Raw genomic sequence first — 17,758 nt, 5'->3', positions numbered from 1 at the left:
GACTTTGCGCGACGCTGACCGTAAATCCCCAGCTTGCGAGGGGTTTTCGCGCCGCTACACTGGTCCGCGTGTCGGACGTTTCGAACTATCTCGTATGCGCGAGCCAGCGCAGCGGCAGCACTCTGCTCGTGGAGTCGCTCGCCGCGTCCGGCGTGGCCGGCAAGCCGCAGGAGTTCTTCCAGTACTTCGCGAGTTCGTCGCAGGCACCCCAGCCCCGCGAATGGTTCGCCGGGGTGACCGATCCGGGAATTCTGGAACTTCTGGCCGCGGTGGACCCGGGTGTCGTCGATCCCAGGGACAGCGACGAATGGAAGGCCGACATCCTCGATCAGGGCCGCTCGCCCAACGGGGTGTGGGGCGGCAAGCTGATGTGGAATCAGACCCCGCTGCTGATCGCCCGGTCCCGAGTCGGCTCGGGATCGTTGCGGACCGCGATCCGGTCACTGTTCGACGGCGACGACCCGGTATACGTCCACGTCTATCGTGAAGACGTTGTGCCGCAGGCCGTCTCGATGTGGCGCGCGGTGCAGACGCGCGTCTGGCGCGACGATGACGGTATCCACTCGGCCGGCGAGGACGGCGCGGTTTACCACGCCGGCGGCATCGCGCACCTCGCCGAGATCCTGCTCGAGCAGGATCGCAACTGGCGGCGCTGGTTCGACGCGGAGGGCATCGATCCGGTCGAGGTCGGCTTCACCGATCTGGTGCAGAACCCGTCCCGCACCACTGCGCGCGTTCTCGAGGCGATCGGTCAGGACCCCGACCTGGCGCCGCCACCACCACTCAAACCCCAGTCCAATGCGCGCTCCAAGGAATGGGCGCAGCGCTATCGTCAGGACGCCGAACGGAACGGATACCCCCGATGACCGCAGAGACAGCCCACGTCGACTCGCCGGGTGTCGAGTCGGTAGCCGAGTCATCGGATGCCCCCGCGCAACCGGGCGTCGACTTCGACCATGTTGCCGCGCTTCGGGTTCTGGAGTCCGAGTCGGTGCACATCATCCGCGAGGTGGTGGCCGAACTGGAACGACCGGTACTCCTCTTCTCCGGCGGCAAGGACTCGATCGTCCTGCTCCGACTGGCAGAGAAAGCCTTTCGGCCGCATCCTCTGCCGTTCCCGATTCTGCATGTCGACACCGGGCACAACTTCGACGAGGTCATCGAATTCCGTGACCGGCGCGTGGCCCCGACCGACGACAATCCTGCCGGGATCAAGTTGATCGTGGCCTCCGTGCAGGAGTCGATCGATTCCGGTCGTATCGCCGAGTCGACGGATCCGTCGGGGTCCCGGAACCGACTGCAGACCCGCACTCTGCTCGATGCCTTGGAAGCGGGCGGTTTCGACGCCGCGTTCGGCGGCGCCCGGCGTGACGAGGACCGCGCGCGAGCCAAGGAGCGGGTGTTCAGCTTTCGCGACGAGTTCGGCCAGTGGGACCCGAGATCGCAACGGCCCGAACCGTGGTCGATCTACAACGGCCGGATTCGTCGTGGCGAGTCGGTCCGCGTCTTCCCGCTGTCCAACTGGACCGAGACCGACATCTGGCGCTACATCGAGATCGAGAACCTGGATCTGCCATCCATCTACTACGCGGCCGAGCGCGAGGTCTTCGATCGCGACGGCATCCTGCTTGCCGTCTCCCCGTACAGCAGACCGCGCAACGGTGACTCCGTCACCACGGAGTGGGTCCGCTACCGCACCGTCGGTGACCTCACCATCACCGGAGCCGTCCGATCCCGGGCCACCACGATCCCGGAGATCATCGCGGAGATCTCCGACGCCACCGTCTCCGAGCGAGGCGAGACACGGGCCGACGACCGGACGTCGTCGGCCGCCATGGAAGACCGGAAACGCGAGGGATACTTCTGATGAGCACCGCCGTCTCCCCGGAGCGATCCGGTTCGCCCGTCGACGTCCATCACCGCCAGATCCTGCGGTTGGCCACCGCCGGGAGCGTCGACGACGGAAAGTCCACGCTCATCGGCCGATTGCTGCACGACACCGGCAGCCTGCCGACCGATCACCTCGAGGCCGTCACCGACGACGAGGGCGTGGCCGACCTGGCAGCGCTGTCGGACGGGCTGCGCGCCGAACGCGAGCAGGGCATCACGATCGACGTGGCCTACCGATTCTTCTCCACCGACAATCGCAGCTACGTCCTCGCCGACACCCCCGGCCACGAGCGATACACCCGCAACACCTTCACCGGTGCCTCCAACGCCCATGTCGCGGTCCTTCTCGTCGACGCCCGCAACGGATTACAGGTGCAAACGCGCAGGCACGCGCGGATCGCGACGGTCGTCGGGGTGCCGCACGTCATCGCCGCGGTGAACAAGATCGATCTCGTCGACTACTCGGCCGACCGTTTCGCCGAGATCGAGGCCGACCTCGCCGAACTGGCCACGCAGGTCGGCATCGATCACATCCTCGCCATCCCGGTTGCGGCCAAGCACGGCGACAACATCGTTCATCGCTCGGCGAACACCCCGTGGTACACCGGCCCGACACTTCTCGAATATCTCGAGGACGTCGAACTCGTCGCCCCCAGCCCTACGACCGACGAGTTGAGGCTCCCGATCCAGTGGGTGTCGCGGCCCACCGAGCGCCACCGGCGGCGCTACTACGGCCGACTGGCCGCCGGTCGTCTGCATGTCGGCGACGAGGTGACCGTGTTGCCGTCGGGCAACAGCAGTGTGGTGACCGCCGTCGACACCCTCGACGACGAGCGTGAGTTCGCCGTTGCGCCGCTGTCCATCTCGATCGAGCTTGCCGACGACATCGATGTCGGGCGGGGCGACGTGATCGTCAGCGCAGCCGAGTCGGCTCACTCCCCGGTCTTGGCCCGCGAGCTCGACGCGACCGTGTGCTGGCTCGCCGAGGCACCCCTTCGCGCGGGGGATCGGGTGGCCCTCAAACACGGCTCGGCAACCGTGCGTGCCACCGTGCAGTCACTCGAGCGGCGACTCGACCCGGAGACCCTGATCGAGCAGGTCGGGCCGGGATCGTTGGGGCTCAACGACATCGGCGTCATCACACTCCGGACATCGTCGGTGATCGTGGCGGACCGGTACGTGGAGAACCGCGACACCGGTGCCTTCATCCTGATCGACGAGTCGTCCAACGACACGGTCGGCGCCGGGACGATCGCACAACCGCGAGAGGTCGTGCCGGGCACAGCGACCCGCAACGACATCAAGTGGCATCCGAGTTCGCTGGGTCGTCCGGAACGTTGGCAGAAGACAGGGCAGCGTGGGGCGACCGTGTGGCTCACCGGATTACCGGCGTCCGGGAAGTCGACGGTGGCGGTTGCTCTCGAGCGTGAACTCGTCAACCGTGGTCGGGTCGCCTATCTGATCGACGGCGACAACATCCGCCACGGCATCTCCGACGACCTCGGCTTCTCGCCGGGCGACCGGGCGGAGAACATCCGCCGCGTGGGACATCTGGCACGGTTGTTCAGCGATGCCGGAGTGGTGTCGATCGCGTCGATGGTGTCGCCGCTGCGGTCGGATCGGGAGATCGCCCGCGAACTGCATCGTGCCGCCGACCTCGACTTCATCGAGGTCCACGTGAGCACACCGGTCGCCGAATGTGAGCGCCGAGATCCCAAGGGACTCTACGAACGTGCCCGGCGTGGGGAGTTGAAGGGACTCACCGGGGTCGACGCCCCGTACGAGAAGCCGCAGGACCCCGACCTGCGTTTCGACACCACCGGCGAGGACATCGACGAACTCGCCGGGCGCGTGGTCGCGGTGCTCGTGGAGCGCGGCATCATCGACGCCTGAGGACGCTCGGGATTCATCACCGGTCATTCACTCGGACGAGGTGACAACCGCCGCAGCGACTCCGGGCGATACCCTCCAATCGACATTTCTACGACGATGGGGGGCGCCGGTGCGTGCATCGGTACGGGCGGTGGGCGGAATGATGGCCGCGATGACGACGGTGATGATCGCCGCGGGATGTGCGGGGTCGGACTCCGGCACGACGCCGGAAGCGACCAAGGCGGTCGCAGAGACGGCAGACGCACAGGTCCCGGCGACGACCGTCCCGGCCAAGGATCTCGTGCTGGGCAAGGCGGATCTGCCTGCCGGTTATCAGGTGATGCCCATCCCCCCGAACCAGGTGCAGCAGTCGGCCGACAACATGCTCGACACGACGAAGGGGGCCACCATCAGCCCGGCCGAGTGTGCGCCGCCGAAGACTGTTCCCGACCGGATGGACGTCTCACAGATGGGCATGTTGGTGGCGATGAAGGGATCGACGACGCTGTCGGAGACCGTGATGCCGCGCCATGGGGACCTGTCCGACATGCGTGATTCGATGACCGGTGAGTGCTCGAAGGTGACCGCATCGTTCTCCTCGGGCGAGGTGGCGGGCGCACGTTCGACGATCGTGAACACACCCGTCGAACTACCCGACACCAACGCCGACGACGTGTTCGCCGTGAAGCAGACGAGTACGTCGACGGTGAACGGACGAGAGGTCACCGCGACATCGTTGATGGCGTGGGCACAGGTCGGCGGGTACTCGGTGGCCGTGACCTCCGGAGGACTCCTCGGCGGACCGGACACGGAGGTCTTCTCGCGGACGCTGGTCACGGCCATCGACAAGGTGGCCGCCGCCCACTGACACCGGACGGGCGCGACTGCGGACGGAGAGAGCAACTACATTGCATCTTGTGAGTGACGCCGACACACCGAGAGGACCAGACGGCCTGACCGCGCCCGCGTACGGTCCGGTGTCACCGCATCGTCCCGACATCGCGGCCGCGCTGTGGTGGGAGTCCGAGCCGAATCCCAAGCTCGACCGGCTGCTCGCCTACCTTCGCGAGGACGAGTTGTTGCTCGTCGCACGCAACGCCTGGTTCCGCCGGGCGTGGGGCATCATGGCGGTCACCACCAGGCGTGTCGTCATGGTGAGCACGGCCGGCGAGGGATATGCGTTCGAACTGCCCATCGACGCGGCGCTCGAAATGATGGACGGTGGCGACGACGACGGCTACCGCGTGTTCTATCTGCACGATTACGAGGCGTCGACGAAGGTGTACTTCACCAACTCGGTCGTCGCGGAGTCGCTCTACGACCGCCTCTACTGGTGTGTCTCCCGGACGATGCTCGACGACCGCGGTGGCACCCTGGATCGCGCGGACGACCAGGGGGTCACCGAGGACTTCCAGCGTTTCCGAAAGGTCAAGGACGCCTTCGACACCGGTGCCCTGGACGACGATGCGCTACGGAACGCGACGCTGCGGATCTTCCTCGGTCCCGAGGGGCAGCCGCCGCCACGGACTGTCTGAGCGCACGAGCAGTGCGTTCATCCAGTTGCCTGCTGTCTGCGCGGAGTCTCCCGCCGTACCGATGTCGGTGATGGCGCTCCAGTAGGCGCGCCCGATCACGACTCCATGCGCGAACTGACGCCAGTTGGCGTAGTAGCTGCGGGCCGAGTCGAGCGCGGCGAACAGCATCGGCCAGCATTCATCCTCTTGCAGGTAGCCCGCGCGCAGACCGGTCCGCACGATGAAGGGCAGCCGACCGAGATCCCATGCACGGATGTGAGTCGGAAAGTGTCTGTCGGCCACCGAGTTCCGCAGCACCTTGGCCGTGCGCAGGTTGTAAAGGGCGTTGTAGTGGGCGACCCAGTAGCCGGGTGAGTCACCTCGGGCAGCGGCCCGCGCGGCGAGGAACTCGCGATGCGCTTCCGGATCGTGGCCACTGGTCTTCCTGGTCGACTCCGCGACCAAGGGTGCGATCACCTCGAAGGTGGAGCTGTGCATACCGTCGAGCAACTGGCCCACGATCTTGCGCGCCGAGATCGCGTCGGTGATGCCCCACCATTCGCGGATTCGTGTACGGACCGACTCCACACTTTCGTCGATCAGGATCGTGTCGCACGCGAACGCATTCGGAATCCACATGTGGGCACCCACATTCAGTGCCGCTTGATGTCGTGGTGGAAGCGGTGTCCGGCCTTGCCATATGAAGGGCCGACCCAGCGTCGACTTCTCGCCGAACGGGAACGGCGTGATAGGAGGCAAGGTCACCGGATCAGGGTAACGCCTGTTGATCGCGGCCCATCGTGGTCCCTGAGGAGTCTGGTGTCGGTCCGTGAGGAGCGAGCGTGCGCCCCTGATGTCGGTCCTGAGGAGCGAGCCCGGCCCCTGATGCCGATCCCTGAGGAGCGAGCTTGCGGCCCTGATGCCGATCCCTGAGGAGCGAGCTTGCGAGCGTCTCGAAGGGCCATCTGTGCAGGTCGCGAGCCTGGGCGCGGAGTTGCGCGTTGTTGTCGGTGGGGTGTTCTAGTGTGGTGACTAGTTGATGACATGCGGGTGAAACGCCACCGATGACGGGCTGACGATGTGGGTGTCCTGTCGGTTCTGCCGGAAAGTGCGTTTCTCATGTTGTCGTTCTCTGATGCCGCTGCGGATGCGGCGGTGATCGCGTCGGCGTCGTCGTCGGATCTGGGTGTGCTGGCCCAGGAGATGCTGCGGCAGGGTCGCCAGCGGGACGCGCGTGCGGTGTTGATCGCGTATCGGATCGGCGTTCGGGTGTACCAACAATTCCTCGTTGATCCGGCGCGTGGTCGCGGTGTGCGTGACGCGGCGGACAAGGCGGCGGTGGGTGAGGTGTCGCTACGGATGGGGATGTCACGGGCCAAGGCCGGGCACTGGATCCTGCTCGGCGAGCAGTTGCAGCGCCTGCCCGTGCTGTGCACGGCGTTTCTCGATGGTGAGTTCGCGCTGCCGCGGGTCGGTGTGCTGATTTCGGTGTTGTCGGTGGTCGGTGATGATCTGCGCGCTCGCGCGGAATGGTCGGCGATCGAGTTGGCGCGGCGGCCGTCGACGGATCCGGTGTTGCGGTCGGATCTGGAGAAGATGCTGATCGAGTTGGATCCGGATGCGGCGGTGGCTGCTCGGGAGGAGTTCTCGGCACGCAACCAGAATGTTCGGGTCAAAAAGGATGCGTTCGGTCATGCGTCGGTGGATGCGACGGTGCCGGCTGAGCATGGTGTGTTCCTGCAGTCCTCGATCGCCGAGTTGTTGGCGCAGCGAGTGTGTCGTCGTGATCCGCGCACGGTGGGGCAGCGTCGGGTAGTGGCGTTGGCCGAGTTGCTCGGGTATCCCGATGCACGCCTGGCATGCGAGTGTGGCGGGCAGAACTGCGCATTGCGCGCGGACACCACTGTCCCTGGACCAGATCATGCAGCGGGCGAGACGACAGCGCCCGAACAGACAGCGCCAGAACACACCGCGCCTGAAACGGTTGAGCCGGAGGCGACTGAGCCGGACCCAGTCGAGCCGGAAACACCCGAGCCGGACGCAGTCGATCCGGTCATGCCTGACCCCGACCAGGTGCCGGACGAGATCGCCGAGCCCGCGGCCGTCGACACCGACCCCGACCCCACCGATCCCGCCCGTCGCGATGCAGGTGTCACGGTCGTCGTGGACCCGACCGGGGAGGAGGCTGCTCATCTGCGCGGCCATGGTGCGATCGACCCGGCCCACGCCGACGACCTCGCCGAGATCGCCACGACTGTGGAACTGTCCAAGCCGGACCCGCCACCATCGAGCCCGTCGTGGTCGGGGCTGATCGTCGTCGGCAACGACCCGGCGCCGCCGGTCGATCCGACCGGTCACGGCGGCCTGCTCGTGCCACCTACCGGCGCGCTCATCTACGCGCCGGGGCGAAAGATGCGCGCCGAGGTCCTGGCCTCGGATCACTGGTGTCGATACCCGTTCTGTAGCACACCCTCTGACCGGTGCCAGCTCGATCACCTGGTCAAGTTCGACCATGCCGACCCGATGGCCGGCGGCTGGACGGTGGCCTACAACCTGATCCCGCTGTGTACCCCCGACCACCAACGGAAGCACTTCGGACTCTGGATACCCACCATGCACACCGACCGAACCGTGGTGTGGCGCAACCCCGAAACGGGAGAGGAGATCACCACCCACCCACGATGACGTTGACGCGCGGCGTCTGCTGACGGAACCTGAGACGGTGACCCGACCACATATCGTGCGATGACGACGGCAGTCGTCGTCGGCGCCGGACCCAACGGGCTGGCTGCTGCCCTCCACCTCGCACGCAACGGCGTCGATGTGCAGGTTCTCGAGGCTGCGGACACCGTCGGCGGCGGTGCCCGGTCGGGTGAGCTCAGCATTCCCGGACTCATCCACGACCATTGTTCCGCCTTTCACCCGATGGGATACGGCTCACCGTTCTGGAACGAGGTCGGCCTCGAGAACCACGGATTGCGATGGAGATGGCCCGAGATCGACTGCGCGCATCCCCTCGACAACGGCGAGGTCGGCGTCCTCTGGCGATCTCTGGAGCAGACGGTTGCCGGCCTGGGATCCGACGGCCGACGGTGGCGTCTCGCGCTGGCCGATCTCGTCAGCGGTTTCGACGACCTCGGTCACGACCTGCTGCGTCCGATCCTGAACGTGCCGTCGCACCCGATCCGACTCGCGGCGTTCGGTCCCCGTGCGGTGCTGCCGGCGAGCATCCTCGCCCGATGGTTCCGGACCGCCCCAGCCCGAGCCCTGTATGGCGGTGTCGCCGCCCACGCGTTCACCAGGCTCGATCGGCCGCTGACGGCATCCCTCAGCCTCATGATGCTGGCGAGCGGCCATCGATACGGGTGGCCGGTGGCCGAGGGTGGGACCGGCTCGATCACGGCCGCCGCGGCTGCCGCTCTCGGCGATGCCGGCGGAAAGATCGAGACCGGCGTACGCGTCACAACCCGGGCCGACATCCCGACTGCCGACATCGTTCTGCTAGATCTTTCTGTGGCACAGGTTCTCTCGATCTACTCCGATCAGTTGCCACCACGAGTCCGACGTGCCTACGGCCGGTTCCGGACTGGGTCGTCGGCGTTCAAGGTCGATTTCGCCATCGAGGGCGACATCCCCTGGCGAAATCCCGAATGCCGCGCTGCCGGCACCGTGCACCTCGGCGGTGACTACGCCGAGATCGCCTACGCGGAAAGGCAGCGTGCCGCCGGTGCAATGGTGGACCGTCCCTTCATCCTCGTCGGTCAGCAGTACCTCGCCGATCCGACGCGGTCCAGCGGAAACCTCAACCCCATCTGGTCATACGCGCATGTCCCCGACGGCTATGCGGGAGACGCGACGGAGTCCGTCATCAGGCAGATCGAGCGATTCGCGCCCGGGTTCCGAGACCAGATCGTCGCGACACACAGCACGGGCACCGACCAGTTGCAGGCGTACAACCCCAATTACATCGGCGGTGACATCATCGGGGGTGCCAACGACGGACTGCAGTTGGTCCTGCGGCCTCGACTCGCGACCAACCCGTACTCCGTCGGCATCCCGGGTGTGTATCTGTGCTCGCAGTCGACGCCGCCGGGCGCGGGCATCCACGGGCTCTGCGGATTCCACGCTGCCCGTTCGGCTTTGCGTGATCTCGATCGCACGCACTGACGGCAAGGCTTCGGGCACATCCGTCCGTTTGACCGACGACGGGTCCCCCGTTCGAATTATCGATCGCGGGGAACGCCGGTCGTACACTTGACTCCGTGCCTGTGACCTGGCCTTTGGTGGAGCGTCGACGCGAGTTCGACGCCATCGCCGGCAGCCTGTCGGAGGCGGCGCAGGGCCGTCGTGGCACAGTTCTCACCGGCCCCGCGGGCGTCGGCAAGACGACGTTGGCGCGGCAGGTGACCTCCGAGTTCGACGGCGTGCGTTGGATTGCCGGAACAGAGTCGGCGCGGAGCATTCCTCTCGGCGCCTTCGCGAACGTCGTCGCGCCGACGGTGGCGCGCGACACCATCGGGGTGCTCTCGGCCGCGCGCGAATCATTGCTCTCCCGGGGGTCCCTCGTCCTCGGGGTCGACGACGCGCATCTGCTCGACCCGCTGTCCGCGACGCTCCTGCATCAGCTCGCGCTCGACGGCGATGCACGCATCGTGGTCACGGTCCGCAGTGGGGAGACTCCACCGGACGCGGTGACCTCCCTGTGGAAGGACGGCTTCCTCGAGCGGATCGAGCTGGTCCCCTTCACCCAGCAGCAAAGCGTCGACCTGGTCGAGGAGGCGCTGGGTGGTCACCTCGAGGGCTTCTCGGCGCGACTCATGTGGGAGGCGTCGGGTGGCAATGCGCTGTTCTTGCGCCACCTGATCGACGGCGCGCTCGAGTGCGGACATCTGCGCGACGCCGACGGTGTCTGGCAACTGCGCGGAAGTGCGACGGTGACAGCCGAATTCGCCACGCTGCTCGACGACCGGATCGACACCCTCCCCGATCCCGTCCGCGGGGTGCTCGACTTGCTGAGCCTCTGTGAACCCATGGAACTGGACCTGCTGTGCGAGCTCGCCGGCGATGACGCCGTCGACCACGCCGAGTCACGCGAACTGATCCGCGTCTCGCGCGGCGGCAACCGCCTGGCCGCCCGGTTCACCCATCCGCTGTTCGGCGAGGTGATCCGTGCAAGGCTGGGGCGCGTACGCTCGCGCCGGCTGCGCGGACGTGTCGTGGAGGCCATGCAGGAACGCGGACTCGACACCGACCACGACCGACTACGGCTTGCGGAACTGGCAGTCGCGAGTGATCACGACATCGGCGTGACACCGCTCATCGACGCGGCCAGGGTCGCCCTCGGTCTCTCGGATGTCGCTGCCGCAGAGCGGTTTGCGCGGTCGGCCTTCGATCGGGAGAGGACCATCCACTCCGTTGACCTCCTGGCGCGTGCCCTGCTGTGGCAAGGACGTCCCGACGAGGTCGAGCAGATCGCGACAACGCTCGACCCCGCCGAACTCGACGAGATCGGACTTCTGCGGTGGGGGATGACCCGTGCCTGCAATTTCAGCTTCTCGACCGGTGACAGCGAACGCGCCGCCGACGTTCTGAGGCTGCTGCGGGAGCGCGTGACGGCTCCCGGACTGGCCCTCGTCGTCGACGGTATGGACGCGTTCTTCGCCATGCACGCCAACCGGATCGGGCACGCCCGAGATCTCGCCTGTGCCGCGGTGTCGCGTCCTGATGCTCCACCGACGGCCCGCTATTGGGCAGCGGTGGCCGCCCAGCGCTGCCTGGCGCTGACCGGTCAACTCGATCGGGTGCGGGAGATCGCCGCGTGCACGCGCGTCGCCTCCGGGGTCGACGGACTGCTCCGCTATCAAGCCGCGTTCGGCGAGCTGCAGGCGCTCGTCTTCGCCGGCGACCTCGATGCCGCAGACGAATGTGCTGCCGCCTATGCCGAGTTCAGCTCGCCCGGCCAGTATGTCGCGTGGGGCATGTCGCAGACACTGCTCGGGTGTACGTCCCTTGCGCGTGGTCATCTCGTGTCAGCCATCGTGTCATTGCAGGAAGCCACTGCCGCGTTCGCCGCGGATGCGATGGCAGCGTGGAGCTTTCCGGCCAGAACGGCGCTCGTCCAGTCGTATGCACTGCTCGGCGAGACGGCTGCGGCGCGGGACATCGCGGTCCGGACCCGATCCGACCTCCGACCGCATGTCGCGGTGTTCGACCCACCGCTCACCATCGCCGAAGCGTGGCTGATGGCCGCCGAGGGGCTCGTCCTCGAAGCCCGCAAGACGATGCACGCAGCAGCCCGGTCGGCACGATCGGCAGCGCAGCACACCGTCGAGATGGAGGCGCTGCACGCCCTCGTCAGGCTGGGGGAGTGTGACGCCGCCGGACGGTTGGCCGAACTCGCGGGCATCATCGACGGGCATCTCGCGCCGCTGTATGCACGCCATGCGGGTGCCGTCGCTTCACGCGACGCGGGCGTCGTCGAGGACTGCGCGGCAGCATTCGCCGAGCGCGGATATCTCGTGTCCGCCGCCGATGCCGCTGCCCATGCCTCAGCGCTCTACGCCCGACGACAACGACGCGCGGATGCGGTCCGTACGGCGGCGCTCGCACACCGGCTCGCCGCCGAGTGCGGTGGTCTGCGCACCCCCGCCCTCGATGCCATCGACGACCCGTTGCCGCTGACCGCTCGCGAACGCGAGATCGCCAACCTGGTCGCTGCCGGAATGACCAACCGGCAGATCGGGGACCGGCTGACCCTGTCGCCGCGGACCGTCGAAGGGCACATCTATCGGGCCTGCACGAAGCTCGACGTATCCGACCGGGGTGGCCTGGGCGAGCGGGTGCGCAGCGGGTGATGTGGCGCCGGCCCGAGCGGCCGCGTTTCTGGACCCGGGCGCTCCCCGGATCCGACGATGAGATGAACTGAGCGCATGGAATTGCTGCTCATCCGCCATGCCCAGCCGTTCCGGCTCTCCGATCCGGCCGGCGCGGATCCCGACCTCACTCCGGACGGGCATGCCCAGGCCGACCTGCTGGCCACGGCCGTCGCCGCCGGCCGGTACGGCCCGGTGGAGCGGATCGTCGCCAGTCCGATGCGTCGCGCCGTGCAGACCGCAGACCACGTGGGACGCGCGGTGTCGCTCGACGTCGCCACCGATGAGCGACTGGTCGAACTCGATCACGGCTGGACGACATACGGCGCCGTGCACGAGTACACCGACCGCGGACGACTCCTGGCCGACATGAACGGAGGACGTCTGGGCGCGAACACCTTTGACCCGACCCTCTTCCGCAACCGCGTCGTCGACGGGATCGAGGCGGTCGCCGGTGAGGGTGGCGGTGTCGTCGCGGTGGTCTGTCACGGCGGCGTCATCAACGCCTACCTCTCGCAGATCCTGCGCACCGCCGACATGTTCTTCGTCGAGCCCTTCTACACTTCGGTGACGCGCGTCCTGGCGCAACCGGATGGACTACGGCAAGTGTTGTCGGTCAACGAGATCGATCATCTCCGGTGATCCGGGCGCGTATCTGACTACTCCGCACCACCCGTGATCGTCAGCCAGATCGTGCGGGACAGGGCCGCAACCATGCGGTCGTCAGACCGCTCGGCACCGCGTGGGTGCAGGACATGTTGGGCAACACTGCGTTCCACCATCCAGGTGACCGCTTCCACCGACTCTGTCGTCACTGACGCGTCGACGCGGCCCTGCTCGCGCCACACTCCGACGCGTCCGGCGGCGTAGGAGATGAACTCGTCGATCCGGCCGAACCAGAAGTCGGCGACCTCGACGTCGTAGGCCGCGACCTCGCCGAGGGCACGCATCAGGGTCCAGTGCTTGCGGAACTCTGCGACCATCGCCTCGATCGCACGGCGGACACCGGCCACGCCGGCGTCGAGGGAGGCATCGTCGGCGAACCACGATGTCGGAGCGGCGAAGAACTCGGACGACGCGACGTCGGCGACCTGGATCAGGACCTGACTCTTGTTGGGGAAGTACTGATAGAAGTTCGTCCGCGACAGTCCGGAGGCTTCGGCGATCCGCTGGACCGGGATCTCGGTGAACCGCTCCCCGGCGCCCAGCAACTCCTCCACCGCGGCCAGCACCCGTTCGGTCACCTCGGCACGGCGCTCGCGCGTGTGCACCGTCTGCGACCTGGTCACCGAACCCATGCCGCCGATGCTACGCCGACCCTTGACACCCTGAATGTGCAGGCATAACGTCTTCCTGACACGGTGTCGGACTGTATGTCGGGGGTCGGCCGGGAGGAGCACGCATGAGCTCAGCCGTCGAGCAGTTCGATGCGGTCGTCGTCGGCGCGCGTATCGCAGGCTGTGCCACGTCCGTGGCGCTGGCCGAGCGAGGGTTGAGGGTGTTGACCATCGACTCCGCCCGCTTTCCGTCCGACACGTTGTCCACCCACCTCCTGTGGCCGACGACGATGGCCGAGATCCAGGCGATCGGTGCGTTGCCGGCGGTGGAGGCGATCGGCGCGCCGCGGATGCCGCTCGCGGAAGCGGTCCTCGACGACATCGGGTGGCGCACCGGTTACTCGGCGGTCTCCGGCATCGACTATGCGATGTGCGTCCGCCGGACCCATCTCGACGACGCCCTCGTGCGCACCGCGCGACACACGGGCGCCGAGGTCCGGGAGCGCTGCACCGCACACGATCTGGTCTGGAATGCCGGACGGGTGGTCGGCCTGCGTTACACCGACGACGACGGCGCCGAACACGAGATCCGGGCGCCGGTGGTGATCGGGGCCGATGGCCGTAAGAGCCTCGTCGCGGAGCAGGTCGGTGCACGGACTCCGACGCTCGTGGCGCCGAGCGGTCGAGCGTGCTATTACGCCTATTGGTCCGATTCCCGAACCGATCTGCGCCACATCGCTTCCCAGTGGCGGACGGGCAGTCTGCTGGGCACCGCGTTCCCCTGCGACGGTGGTGACCTGCTGTGTCTGCTCCAGCCGCCCGTCGATCTCATCTCCGAATTCCGCGGTCGCAGGGCGCAGGACGCCTACGTGCACGGAGTGCATTCCCTACCGGGTCTGTCCCGCCGTCTCGACGGCTGCGAGATGGTGTCGCGGGTGCGCGGATGCACAGGGATCGAATCGTACTTCCGACGATCCAGCGGCCCGGGGTGGGCACTGCCCGGCGACGCCGGACATTTCAAGGATCCGGTGACGGCACAGGGTATCCGGGACGGTCTGCGGTACGGTCGTCTGCTCGGTGAGGCTCTCGCGCCGGTGCTCTCGGCCAGGACGGGTGTCGATCCGCGTGCCGTCGACGACGCGACCGCGGCCTGGGCGGCAGGCCGCGAACGTGACTGCATCGACGTGTACCAGTGGACCAACGTCCTCGCCGCTGGATCACCGCCGTCGCCCGTGGAGTACGAGCTCTATCGTCAGGCGCAACAGGATCCGGAGTATGCAGCGGTGCTCAGCGACATCTACAACCGCGTGCAGCGGCCCGCAAAGATGATGCCGATCACCACGATTGCTGGCGCGGTGGTGAGGGCGCTGCGGCAGCCAGACATCGGGATCGCTGACGTCGCAGGTGATCTCGGGTTCCAGCAACTCCGGGTGGTGCGAGACTGGCAGGAACGACGCCGCTTTCTGCGAGCCGCGCTCACAGCAACCTCCCAGCGTGCATCGATGGTGCCGCAAGTCTCGAGGCCCACTCTCGATGGTGTCACAGAGATCCGCGAAGGATCGCACACCTGAAGAGAAAGGCTGACGATGCCCACTCCGAGCGCCACCACCAACCGTCCCACCAACAATCACCGGGTGCCCCAGGCGCCTGCCCGCCGTCGGCGTCGCGTACGCCGGTTCGACCAGCGCTCACACCGCTGGATCTGGATCTGGCAGTGACGGTTTCCGGTCTCGGCACATAGTTGTTCAGAAGTAGCCGTTGCCGGGCAGCGGCGCGTCGTTGACAAGGCGGTCGCCGAGGGCGATCGCCTTGTACGACGTGGGATTGTGCAACGTCACCGTGCGGATGTTGCGCCAGTGTCGATCGAGATTTCGTGCACGGCTCGCCGACGACGCCCCGCCGATGTCGAACAGATCGGTGGCCGCCCGCAACCCGACGGCATCCACATGGACCTTGACCCGTGCCGCGGCCACCGATGCGCGGGCGAACAGGTCCGCGTCGACGTGGCCCTGCCGGGCGAGCGCGAACGCCGTCTCGATCTCGCGTGCGGCGTCGAGCACCGCGGCGCGCGACACATGTGCCGCTGCGTCGAGCTCACCGACGGTCTGCAGGAGCACGGCATCGTCTCGCGGGATCTCGCTGGGCGCGTGGTCGAACGACCGTGACCGCGACCGCAGCAAGGCCACCGCGTCGTCGGTGACCGAGAGCAGAATCCCGGCGATCAGGCCCTGCAGATAGAGCTGAAGGAACGGCCCGTCATTCGCGACAGGTCGCGTGGCTGCCGGGTCGGTCAGCTCGAGTACGTCGTCGAGTCCGACGAACACGTCCGTGAGCGTGGTGGTGCCCGTACCCGTCCGGTGCTGGCCGATACCGTCCCAGTCGTCGACGACAGTAACGCCCTCGCGGTCGAGCGGAAGCACGACCCGAGCGATCTGATCGCCGCCCGCACTGCCGCGGATCGTCGCGGCCACCGTCACCCAATCGGAGAATGCGGTGCCCGTGCTGTAGAACTTCGCGCCGGAGAGCAGCCAGCCGCCGTCGATCGGGCGGAGTTCGGTCGCGAACGCCTTTGCCCCGGCGGCGCCGGTGCGTTCGCTGGTCGCGTTGCCGAAGACCTTGCCGGCGGAGATCTCCGCTGTCCAGCGGTCGCGGACGGGACCGGCGGGCAGCCGCCGGACCTGTTCGACGAACCAGAAGTGGGATCTCAGGATGTGCGCGACGATCGGATCGGCGCGGGCGAGGTCGATCAGGAAGTCGAAGAACTCGACGATGTCGGCACCCGCTCCCGATGCGTCATCGAGGGTCAGTGCAGTGAGGCCGGTGTCACTGAGCAGACGCACCTGCGCGTGCGGGTCGGTGCCCGACCGTTCGCGCGCAGCGGCGTCGGTGGCGATGTCGGCGAGTACCGAGTCTCGATCGGCGGCGACCCGCGCCACGACGGTCATGCCGACACCTCCACCGCCGGCGCGAAGGCACCGCGGTAGCGGGCCGCCGGATGCGTGTCCGGCAGACGGTCACGGCCGGTGAGCTTGTTGCGGACGGTGCCCGGCGCGTACTCGCGTTGAGCGAGGCCACGATCCCGCAGCACCGGCAGAACGTGTTCGGCGAACTCGACGTAGCTGCCCGGGATCGTCGCGTTGATGACGTTGATGCCGTCGACCCCCGCATCGCGCCACTGCTCCAGTCGATCCGCGATCTGCTCGGGGGTTCCGACGACCCGGCCGCTCCGGCTGCGCAATTCGGCGAGATCACGGACCGTCGGCTCCCGATCGGGAACCGCCTCACGCAGCCACAGCAGGGTGCTCTGCGTGCCCTCGGTCCGGATCTCGCCGATCGGTGTGTCCAGGTCGTAGAAGCCGAGATCGAAACCCAGCCCGCCGGCCGAGTGGGCGATCATTGCGCTGGGATCGATGAACTCGTCGAGTTCGGCGGACTTGCGCTGCGCCTCCTCCTCCGTGCTGCCGATCACGAACGACAACCCCTGGAAGAAGTTCAGATCGTGCGGATCACGCCCCGCCTCGGCGACGAGACGGCGTGTGACGTCGACGAGTCCTCGAGCGGCGGCCGGACTCGGCGAGACGATGAACTGCGCCTCCGCATTCCGCGCGGCGAACCGCCGACCGGTGTGTGACGATCCCGCCTGGAACAGGATCGGGGTGCGCTGCGGCGACGGCGCCGACAGATGCGGTCCTTCCACGCGGTAGTGCTCACCGACGTGATCGATCTTGTGGACCTTGTCGAAGTCGGCGTGGATGCCGCTGACCTGATCCTGGACGAGGGCGTCGTCGTCCCAGGAGCCCTCCCACAGTTTGTAGACGACATCGACGTACTCGTCGGCCCACGCGTATCGGTCGTCGTGCCCGGTGATGCCGTCGTGGCCGAAGTTCCGCCAGGCGTTCGACGACAGGCTGGTCACGATGTTCCACGCGATCCGGCCACGCGACGCGTGATCGAGCGTCGAGATCTTGCGGGCGAAGTCGAACGGATGCTCCTGCAGGATCGAACTCGTGATCGCGATGCCGAGATTCTCGGTGTGCGATGCCAGTGCCGAAGCGAGGACCAGCGGGTCGTTGCTCGGGATCTGCAGTCCGGTGTCGACGAACTTCTTCCAGTCGCCTTGGTAGTCGTCATAGAGACCGACGACATCGGCGAAGAAGATGAAATCGAAACGGGCCTCCTCCAACGTCTTCGCGAGATCGATCCAGTGCTCGAGCGAGTTGAAGTCCGTTTGCCGCGCATCGGGCACGCGCCACGCCCCGTGCAGGATGTGGGAGGTCGTGTTCATCACGAAAGCGGAGTAACGCAGGGGTTTTGGTTCTGCCACCCGGCCGAC

14 protein-coding genes are annotated in these 17,758 nt (G+C 67.2%); 10 read left to right on the top strand and 4 right to left on the bottom strand.

Going from position 1 to position 17,758, the window contains the following annotated elements; genetic code table 11:
- The first annotated feature begins 68 nt into the window (after positions 1-68).
- The 5 genes from EEB19_RS13475 (at position 69) to EEB19_RS13455 (ending at position 5,297) form a co-directional block, all read left to right on the top strand.
- Entirely contained in the window at positions 69-866 is a 798-nt protein-coding gene (locus EEB19_RS13475; protein ID WP_187587044.1) for a Stf0 family sulfotransferase, read from the top strand.
- A complete protein-coding gene (cysD, locus tag EEB19_RS13470) occupies positions 863-1,867 on the top strand; it encodes a sulfate adenylyltransferase subunit CysD (RefSeq protein ID WP_262365651.1) in 1,005 nt (334 codons plus the stop codon). The genes EEB19_RS13475 and cysD overlap by 4 nt, the downstream gene beginning before the upstream one ends.
- A complete protein-coding gene (gene cysC / locus EEB19_RS13465; RefSeq protein ID WP_187587042.1) occupies positions 1,867-3,783 on the top strand; it encodes an adenylyl-sulfate kinase in 1,917 nt (638 codons plus the stop codon). The genes cysD and cysC overlap by 1 nt, the downstream gene beginning before the upstream one ends.
- Positions 3,784-3,892: 109 nt before the next feature.
- Positions 3,893-4,630, top strand: coding sequence for a hypothetical protein (locus EEB19_RS13460; RefSeq protein ID WP_187587040.1), 738 nt, complete (start codon positions 3,893-3,895; stop codon positions 4,628-4,630).
- 49 nt (positions 4,631-4,679) lie between these two features.
- Complete coding sequence (locus tag EEB19_RS13455) at positions 4,680-5,297, top strand: hypothetical protein (protein WP_187587038.1); 618 nt, start codon at positions 4,680-4,682, stop codon at positions 5,295-5,297.
- Here the strand turns inward: EEB19_RS13455 and EEB19_RS13450 are convergent.
- Positions 5,232-6,041, bottom strand: coding sequence for a DUF1266 domain-containing protein (locus EEB19_RS13450; RefSeq protein ID WP_187587036.1), 810 nt, complete (start codon positions 6,039-6,041; stop codon positions 5,232-5,234). The genes EEB19_RS13455 and EEB19_RS13450 overlap by 66 nt on opposite strands.
- 354 nt (positions 6,042-6,395) lie before the next feature.
- Here EEB19_RS13450 and EEB19_RS13445 point away from each other — a divergent pair, with 354 nt between their 5' ends.
- The 4 genes from EEB19_RS13445 (at position 6,396) to EEB19_RS13430 (ending at position 12,790) form a co-directional block, all read left to right on the top strand.
- Positions 6,396-7,961, top strand: a complete 1,566-nt coding sequence (locus tag EEB19_RS13445) for an HNH endonuclease signature motif containing protein (RefSeq protein WP_187587034.1) — start codon at positions 6,396-6,398, stop codon at positions 7,959-7,961.
- A 60-nt stretch (positions 7,962-8,021) separates the two neighbouring features.
- A complete protein-coding gene (locus tag EEB19_RS13440) occupies positions 8,022-9,443 on the top strand; it encodes an NAD(P)/FAD-dependent oxidoreductase (protein WP_187587032.1) in 1,422 nt (473 codons plus the stop codon).
- A gap of 95 nt (positions 9,444-9,538) precedes the next feature.
- Complete coding sequence (locus tag EEB19_RS13435) at positions 9,539-12,130, top strand: LuxR family transcriptional regulator (protein WP_187587030.1); 2,592 nt, start codon at positions 9,539-9,541, stop codon at positions 12,128-12,130.
- A 75-nt stretch (positions 12,131-12,205) separates the two neighbouring features.
- The gene (locus EEB19_RS13430; protein ID WP_187587028.1) at positions 12,206-12,790 is read left to right on the top strand and encodes a histidine phosphatase family protein; all 585 of its coding nucleotides are present in this window, start codon (positions 12,206-12,208) and stop codon (positions 12,788-12,790) included.
- A 17-nt stretch (positions 12,791-12,807) separates the two neighbouring features.
- On the opposite strand, the gene EEB19_RS13425 is transcribed toward EEB19_RS13430, so the two are convergent.
- Complete coding sequence (locus tag EEB19_RS13425) at positions 12,808-13,446, bottom strand: TetR/AcrR family transcriptional regulator (protein ID WP_187587025.1); 639 nt, start codon at positions 13,444-13,446, stop codon at positions 12,808-12,810.
- A gap of 104 nt (positions 13,447-13,550) precedes the next feature.
- Between EEB19_RS13425 and EEB19_RS13420 the strand changes: the two genes are divergently transcribed.
- Positions 13,551-14,996: an NAD(P)/FAD-dependent oxidoreductase gene (locus tag EEB19_RS13420; protein WP_187587023.1), complete on the top strand. Its 1,446-nt coding sequence runs from the start codon at positions 13,551-13,553 to the stop codon at positions 14,994-14,996.
- A gap of 174 nt (positions 14,997-15,170) precedes the next feature.
- On the opposite strand, the gene EEB19_RS13415 is transcribed toward EEB19_RS13420, so the two are convergent.
- Positions 15,171-16,370 (bottom strand): acyl-CoA dehydrogenase family protein, encoded by a 1,200-nt coding sequence (locus tag EEB19_RS13415; protein WP_187587021.1) that lies wholly within the window; start codon positions 16,368-16,370, stop codon positions 15,171-15,173.
- The gene (locus EEB19_RS13410; protein ID WP_187587018.1) at positions 16,367-17,710 is read right to left on the bottom strand and encodes an LLM class flavin-dependent oxidoreductase; all 1,344 of its coding nucleotides are present in this window, start codon (positions 17,708-17,710) and stop codon (positions 16,367-16,369) included. The genes EEB19_RS13415 and EEB19_RS13410 overlap by 4 nt, the downstream gene beginning before the upstream one ends.
- Between the last annotated feature and the right edge of the window lie 48 nt (positions 17,711-17,758).

Source organism: Gordonia sp. OPL2, assembly GCF_003797825.1.
GTDB lineage: Bacteria > Actinomycetota > Actinomycetes > Mycobacteriales > Mycobacteriaceae > Gordonia.
The sequence above is the reverse complement of the archived record's forward strand: the minus strand, read 5'-3'. Positions and strand labels throughout refer to the sequence as shown.

What these genes read in the sequence shown, in the direction of transcription:
- cysD (WP_262365651.1), top strand. Translation starts at nt 863, where the DNA reads ATGACCGCAGAGACAGCCCACGTCGACTCGCCGGGTGTCGAGTCGGTA.
- cysC (WP_187587042.1), top strand. Translation starts at nt 1,867, where the DNA reads ATGAGCACCGCCGTCTCCCCGGAGCGATCCGGTTCGCCCGTCGACGTC.
- EEB19_RS13445 (WP_187587034.1), top strand. Translation starts at nt 6,396, where the DNA reads ATGTTGTCGTTCTCTGATGCCGCTGCGGATGCGGCGGTGATCGCGTCG.
- EEB19_RS13440 (WP_187587032.1), top strand. Translation starts at nt 8,022, where the DNA reads ATGACGACGGCAGTCGTCGTCGGCGCCGGACCCAACGGGCTGGCTGCT.
- EEB19_RS13430 (WP_187587028.1), top strand. Translation starts at nt 12,206, where the DNA reads ATGGAATTGCTGCTCATCCGCCATGCCCAGCCGTTCCGGCTCTCCGAT.
- EEB19_RS13425 (WP_187587025.1), bottom strand. Translation starts at nt 13,446, where the DNA reads ATGGGTTCGGTGACCAGGTCGCAGACGGTGCACACGCGCGAGCGCCGT.
- EEB19_RS13420 (WP_187587023.1), top strand. Translation starts at nt 13,551, where the DNA reads ATGAGCTCAGCCGTCGAGCAGTTCGATGCGGTCGTCGTCGGCGCGCGT.
- EEB19_RS13415 (WP_187587021.1), bottom strand. Translation starts at nt 16,370, where the DNA reads ATGACCGTCGTGGCGCGGGTCGCCGCCGATCGAGACTCGGTACTCGCC.
- EEB19_RS13410 (WP_187587018.1), bottom strand. Translation starts at nt 17,710, where the DNA reads ATGAACACGACCTCCCACATCCTGCACGGGGCGTGGCGCGTGCCCGAT.